The sequence below is a fragment of the Paenibacillus sp. E194 genome (assembly GCF_000935845.1).
Taxonomy (GTDB): domain Bacteria; phylum Bacillota; class Bacilli; order Paenibacillales; family Paenibacillaceae; genus Paenibacillus_B; species Paenibacillus_B alvei_B.
In genome coordinates this window covers 1-7,380 of record NZ_JMDX01000265.1, presented here as the reverse complement: position 1 = coordinate 7,380, position 7,380 = coordinate 1, and the positions used below count along the sequence as shown (strand labels likewise).

At 47.1% G+C, this 7,380-nt stretch carries 3 protein-coding genes; all 3 read left to right on the top strand.

All coding sequences use genetic code 11. The features are described from left to right. Positions 1 to 883 precede the first annotated feature (883 nt). Positions 884 to 1,456, top strand: a complete 573-nt coding sequence (locus AZ66_RS24580; RefSeq protein ID WP_044357284.1) for a hypothetical protein — start codon at positions 884 to 886, stop codon at positions 1,454 to 1,456. A gap of 254 nt (positions 1,457 to 1,710) precedes the next feature. Next, positions 1,711 to 5,043 carry a non-ribosomal peptide synthetase gene (locus AZ66_RS24575; RefSeq protein ID WP_044357283.1) on the top strand — a complete coding sequence of 1,111 codons (3,333 nt, stop codon included), beginning with the start codon at positions 1,711 to 1,713 and terminating at the stop codon, positions 5,041 to 5,043. Positions 5,044 to 5,047: 4 nt separating this feature from the next. Further along, the coding region (locus AZ66_RS24570) for a type I polyketide synthase (protein WP_044357282.1) at positions 5,048 to 7,380 on the top strand (2,333 nt) is incomplete at its 3' end.

Sequence of the window (7,380 nt, the reverse complement as noted above, 5' to 3'; positions counted from 1 at the left end):
TAACTATTTGTATAACTACTCTGATAAACCAAAAGCCGATTATTGTCCCAAAAAGTATCGGTTTGATGGTTATTTTTTTAATTAAAAAATAACAGATAATAAACGAAACAATCATGAGAATAGGTGACCAGAGGATGATAAAACTATGCTGTTTTCCTAAAAGAATATTGCTGTAAGACGGAAAGACATAATTAATCAACATAATGCGTAGAGTGCACTCTTCTACCCACCTCTTTAAGTAAAAAGTAATTCATCATTAACCTACTCAGTTAGTAAAAAGTGAGACGCCATTGTTTCAATTTATTTCGTGGAATACTTTACCTATCAAATCTTAACAATATATGACCTTGTTATATATATGATATTTTTCCTCTTTTAAATGAACTGCCAGTTAGCTTAATGCGATGGTAGCGTCAAGAATTTTGTGTAAATGAAATTATTCTTCTCTTGTAGAAAACTATATTAGTCTCTAGTGCTGAACATAGCTACGGATTTGACCCAGCACGCGCTGAACTCCAAAGAATCTTTGTAGGAGATGGCGGATCGTGTGAGTTGGACGGAGCATATAGTGCAGGTTTAAGAGTTTATCACGCATTATGGTTCAATAAATATTTTGAAAGTAATTATAAGAAGATTGAAGAGCCGAATGAGATAATTAAAGCAATAATGTAAGTAACTCAAAGAAGCGTATTCCTTCGGATAATACCACGTTTCCGCTGCGGGGTATACACCCTTGGTCTACCCGGGGCATTTCGAGATGTAGTGGCAGATACATTTGCCCACCGAAGTCAGCAAGTAACTCGGCTCTAGAGGAGCCCTAGGACGGTAAGGTGTCGGGAACATAACAACGTTATCGGAAATCTGCACAAATGAGGAGGTCACAATGAAGAAACTTGTTTTAGTTGTTATTGCAATATTTTTAACAACCTTAGCGATTGTTATTTTTATAAATTTATATCCCAAGGACATTATTTTCAATGCACAAGGTCTAAAATATAGATTAGGAACAGAACATTTAGAGTCAGAAAAACTTGTAAATGTAAATATAGAAGGAAAGTTATACAAAAATATCTTCGGGGAAAGAAAATTTGAAGGCACTATAGACATAGCAGGTGAAGAAATACCTGTCCCATTAGATCAGAGAAAACTAACCATACTCATTTCAGATGAAGGAGCGGGTGAAATTCTTTATTCGTATTTTACATATCAAAAAGATAATGGTGCAACAAATGGTTCGGATACATACTATTATGGAACTTTAGTGATAAATAACGATTTCACTAAGGTAACCATATTAGTTTCAGATCATAATCAATTATTAAAGGATAACAGCGGTATTGGATGGAATTCGGAGAGTGGTCAAATGATAACAGCTCCAGCCGGAAGTAGAATAGAAGCAATTAGTATAACCAATGAGTTAGCAGAAATGTATTTAAAAGGATTAAAATTAAAGTGAATATTTTAGAACTGGGGGGCCCAGAAGATTAAAACACATTACTGTTATCATAAGAGCATTTTACATATTTCAACAATTCAAACCCATTCCATGGTATACTGTGTTGGCATTCGGCTGCTCTCCCTCGCTACACCCAACATGAACGGAATTGCAACTTCATGGCCTTCACTAGAATCGTTATTTATAACCCAGATTGAGTCGATTATTTAGAAACCGCAAGAAGCATTTGCCAACTGATGAGGAGGCTGTTAAACATGAGCATGAACCTAACGGATACGTATCCGCTAACGAATGCGCAGCAGCGCATATGGTTTATGCAACAAATGTATCCTGAGTCAAGCCTGATGAACATCGGCATCTCGATCAAATTCTTATCACCTGTTCAACCTGATTTGCTAAAACAAGCTATACTCAGATTTATATCGGAAAATAACTCTACCCGCTTGTTGCTGACTACCAGCCATGCAGATTGTCGCGGTTATCCTAGGCAGTTTGTCGCGCAAACAGCCTCTCCACACGTACGAATGATAGATGTTCGATCAGAGCCCGATCCAGTCCATAATGCAAGGAATTGGATTCAAGCCAATCTGCGAAAGCTATTTGAATGGGAGAAGGAGCCGTTAGTTCAATTTTCCGTGCTACAAATTTCTTCATCGGAATTATGGCTTCATCTGAAGGCTCACCACGTTATCGCAGACGGCGCAGCATTGATCTATGCAGGACGCGACATTATTGACCTCTATCTGAACTTCTCAAAAGGACTGAATAGACCGTTTCAGAATAGGCCGACCTACCTGGAAGCCGCTGTGCGGGAGACCGATTATATCGCTTCCGAACGGTATGCGCAGGACAGCCGATATTGGCAAGAACATTTTCAAACCGTAACTGAACCTGTTTTTGCGAGAACAAAGTCTGTCCATTCCTGCTCTGAAAGTGGGCGTTGGGAAACCGTTATCGAAGGCGAATGGAGGGAGCGCGTTGAACGATTTTGCAATGAAACCGGAATATCGCCCTATCTTTGCTTTCTTACCGCCATGTATGCTTATTTGTATCGGATGACTGGAAAACGCGAAAATACGATTGGCAATATAACTGGCAACAGGACGCATCCGCGGGACAAAGCCACGTTTGGTATGTTTGCCAATACGATTGCTTTCCGTTACGAAATCGATCCCATGCAAGGTTTTGCCGATTGTTGCAGGGTCCTGGCGAGAGAATATGCTCGTATGCTGCGTCATCAGAAGTATCCATTTCAACATCTTGTTTCGAGAATTAGAGAACGGAATCCCGATGTTGTACGTTTATTCGATATTGGGATTGAGTATCAAACGATGGATGGAGGTGTGGAGGAGCATATCAGATACGAAACAGAACCGCATTTCAGCGGATATATCGAAGAGGAGGTGATCGTTCATATAAAAGATTTCGGCGAGCTGAAACAGTATAGGGTTGAACTGGAGTACAAACGCTCGCTCTTTGAAGATAGTGAAATGAATGATTGGGGTGGCCGATTCATACGGATGCTGGAAGAGGCGATTTCCAACCCGATCATGCCAATTGCGAATTGGCCACTCCTGACCGATGCCGAAAGGCACCAGATATTGATCGAGTTCAACGACTCGGATCGTGATTATCGGATCGATGAGACGGTTGTGGAGCTTTTCCGAGAGCAAGTACAGCGTTCTCCAGAGGCCGTCGCGCTTGAATTCGGTGAGGAGCATATCACTTATCGCGAACTGGCAAATGAGTCGGCGCAACTAGCCATGTCGCTGCAACGTCAAGGTATTGAAAGGGAAAGCATCGTGGCGCTGATGCTTCCTCGGGGGATCGATCTTATTGTGGGCATGATGGCCGTGTTGACCGCAGGCGGCGCCTATTTGCCGATCGATCCCTATTACCCGGAGGAGCGAATCCGGTATATGCTGCAAGACTCGGGAGCTTGCGTCGTGCTCACTCATGATACGATCGTCTCATCCATGTCATTTGTTGGCGATTTTGCGCCATCGTTGATACATATTGGATCAAGAGAAAAGACTCGGATACTGGAAGGGGGGCTAATGGCTGACACCGAACTATCCGTACTCCCCATCCCTAAACCTGATGTTAAGGCAGATCTAAACGTTGATCCAGTGCTTGCTCCGAGTTCAGCCGATCTTGCCTATATCATCTATACGTCAGGCTCGACGGGACAACCGAAGGGAGTGCTCATTGAGCATCGTAGTTTAAGTAATTTGATCCTCGCGATAGGAGAGTTGCTTGAATTATCGGAGCGTACCCGAATGCTGCAATTTGCTTCGTGCAGCTTTGACGCATCTGTTGCCGAAATTTTCCCTGTTCTTTGCCATGGAGGCACACTTGTGTTAGAAACACGTGAAGTGCTTCAACCGGGAGAGTCTCTCTTGAACTGTATGCGCAGTTCAGAGGTGAATACGGCGATATTGTCGCCATCTTTGCTCGCACTGCTATCCCATTTTCCGAATGCTTCGAATTCTTTGCCAATGCTAGCTACCCTAGTCACCGCCGGAGAAGCATGTCCGCCGGACGTCGCAGTGGAATGGGGAGAAGGGCGCAAGTTAATCAACGGATACGGCCCGTCTGAAGCGGCGGTATGGGTCACGTACTCCGTATTCACGGGCAGAGTGCCGCTTGATATTGGCAGGCCGATTGGAAATAAAAAAGTGTACATTCTCGATGAAAACAAGAAGCCCGTACCGATTGGCGTCACTGGCGATATTCATGTTGGCGGTATCGGTATTGCCCGTGGTTATTTGAACCGGCCTGAGATGACGACCGAACGATTCATAGAAATCGATCTGGGCTTGCTGGGCTCTGCTCCCGCCCGTTTATACCGTACTGGCGATCTCGCTCGCTATTTACCTGACGGCAGCATCGAATATGTTGGTCGAGCAGACTCACAAGTGAAGCTGCGGGGATACCGCATCGAACTGGAAGAAATTGAACATGTGCTTTTCATGCACCCACAGGTCAAGCAAGCGGCTGTTATCATCCGCGAAGATGTTCATACTGGAGGGACGATTCTGGCTGCATTTGTTCTTCCAGCCGGTTCGGACGAGCTGCGCAAAGAAGATTTGCGCAACTTTATGCTAGCGAAGCTCCCGCGATACATGGTACCGCAACAGTTTTGCTTGCTTGATCGACTGCCGTTGACGCCGAGCGGAAAGGTCGATTTGCGGCAGTTGCGGCACATGAAGCTGGAAGAGAGTCCTAATTCAGTTCCACTCGAGATGCCGCACAATAAGACAGAGTTAATTTTGTCGGAAATATGGAAGGATGCATTAGGGAGCACTTCAGTTCAACCAGATGTTCACTTTTTCGATTTGGGCGGCGATTCGATTCGATTGCTGTATATGCACGGGCGCATAAGAGAGATGCTTGACGTTTCGATTACTGTGATGGATCTCTTTCGATTCACGACGATACGCATGCTGGCATCCTATTTGGTTGAAAAGCAAATACATACGAATAGAGAGGAACAGTCTGGAGCAAATCTGTCCCACAAACAGGTAAGCGCTTACAGGGCGGATGCATTTTTGAGACAGAAACGACTAAGAGGGAGAGGGCGATAGCGCGATGGATGTTGGAAAGAAGATAGAGACAATGAATGGGATTGCCATTATCGGCATGGCGGGCCGGTTTCCTGGAGCACGGAATGTCGAGCAGTTGTGGGACAATCTGATAAACGGCATTGAGTCGGTGACAGCGTTTAAGGAACCTGAAGAAGGACGCATTCATACCGCATGTTTGCTGGAGAATGCGGCAGCGTTTGATGCGGCCTTCTTCGGGATGACTCCGCGCGAAGCGGAGTTAACGGATCCTCAGCATCGATTGTTTTTGGAATGCGCCTATGAGGCAATGGAAGCGTCCGGCTATGCACCGACACGTTGTCCGGAACGTGTTGGCGTATACGCGGGAAGCGGTCAATCGGATTATGTCAGACATGTTCAAAGTCATTCGGACATTATGCAAACCGTTGGAACGTTTCAAGTTGCCATTGGAAATGGACCGGATTTTTTAACAACGCGAGTGTCGCATAAATTAAAGTTGAACGGTCCGAGCATCGCGGTTCAAACGGCATGCTCGAGTTCTCTGGTAGCCGTGCATATGGCCTGTCAAGCATTATTCACTTACGAATGCGATATGGCATTAGCCGGAGGCGTGTCGGTTAAAGCCGATCAAATGTTAGGATTCGATTATCAGGAAGGCGGTATTCTGGCGCCGGACGGTCATTGCCGGGCGTTCGACGCAGCGTCGCAGGGAACTGTCGTAGGTAATGGGGTCGGGGTCGTAGCGCTAAAGAGGTTGGATGACGCGATCGCGGACGGGGACGAAATTGTAGCGATTATCAGGGGGACGGCTGTCAATAACGATGGAGCGGATAAAGTCGGTTATACGGCTCCAAGCGTTGCCCGGCAAGCCGAAGTCGTGAAGGAAGCGCTGACCATAGCCGGAGTCGATCCGGCAACGATAACGTACATTGAGGCGCACGGAACAGGGACCGCTTTGGGGGATCCGATAGAAATCGCTGCGCTGACGGATGCTTACCGCACGTTCACGCGGAAAAATCAATACTGCGCCGTTGGTTCCGTCAAGACGAATATCGGTCATCTTGACAGCGCAGCAGGCGTTAGCGGCCTTATCAAGGCAGTGCTTTGCATCAAGCATCGAATGCTGCCGCCCAGTCTGCATTATAAGGAGCCTAATCCCCATATCAATTTTTCCGACAGTCCCTTCTATGTCAACGGGAATCTGAAGGACTGGTTGTCGGATGGAGAGCCGCTCCGCGCGGGAGTTAGTTCATTTGGCATAGGCGGGACGAATGCCCATGTGATTCTAGAAGAAGCGCCGCCAAGGACAACGGACGAGAAAGATGTCGACGCTGAACCGGACTGGCATCTGCTTGCTTTGTCAGCGCGAACACCGGGCTCGCTTCGGCAAAGGGCAGAAGATTTGATTGACTACTTGCAGCGACATCAAGAGGTGGACATGGCATCCATTGCTTACACATTGGCTGTTGGCAAAGAGTCGTTCGCCAGGCGTATGGCTATCGTCGCGCACAAGTCCGCCGAGTCGGCGATGGAGGAACTTCGGAAGATGACGGCGAGCATGCCTTCAAACATGGATGAAGCGAATGAGGCGACGCCCTCTGTCTTCTTCATGTTTACAGGACAAGGGGCGCAGTATGTCCATATGGCGAGCGATTTGTATCGCTGTGCGCCTGCATTTCGCGAGCATATTCAACAGTGTGCCAAGTTGTCGGCTTCCGTGCTCGATGCGGACCTGTTACGCCTCTTGTATCCGCTGCCGGGTGAGGAGAAAGAAGCGGCGAATCAACTCCATCAAACGAAGTACGCGCAACCCGCATTATTTTGCGTAGAATATGCTTTAGCCAAGCAGATGGAAGCATGGGGCATAAAGCAGGAAGCGATGATCGGACACAGTATTGGCGAATATGTCGCAGCTTGTCTCGCAGGCGTCATGTCTCTAAATGATGCGATAAAAGTTATCGCGGTCCGAGCAAGCCTTATGCAGCAAATGGAGCGTGGAGCGATGACGGCGGTGTCTTTGTCCGAAGCCGATACGATCGAGGCGTTAGGCGAGTCCGGTGCCGAACTGTCCATCGCCGTGGTAAACAGCCCAAGATCCTGCGTAGTGGCCGGAACGTACGCAGCAACGGAGCGTTTTGAAGCCTTCTTAAGCGGCAAGGGCGTCATTAGCAAACGGCTGGCAACGTCACACGCGTATCACTCGGAGATGATGGAGCCGATTCTCCCTCGTTTTGCTGAAGCGATGCGAACCATTCGCCTGCACCCACCCAATATCTCATACATATCGAATGTAACGGGAAGATGGATTACGCCGGAGGAGGCGACAGACCCGCAATACTGGGTCGACCACTTACGGAA

Bases quoted from the DNA above. Each gene is read 5' to 3' on its own strand.
- AZ66_RS24580 (WP_044357284.1), top strand. From the start codon at position 884: ATGAAGAAACTTGTTTTAGTTGTTATTGCAATATTTTTAACAACCTTA.
- AZ66_RS24575 (WP_044357283.1), top strand. From the start codon at position 1,711: ATGAGCATGAACCTAACGGATACGTATCCGCTAACGAATGCGCAGCAG.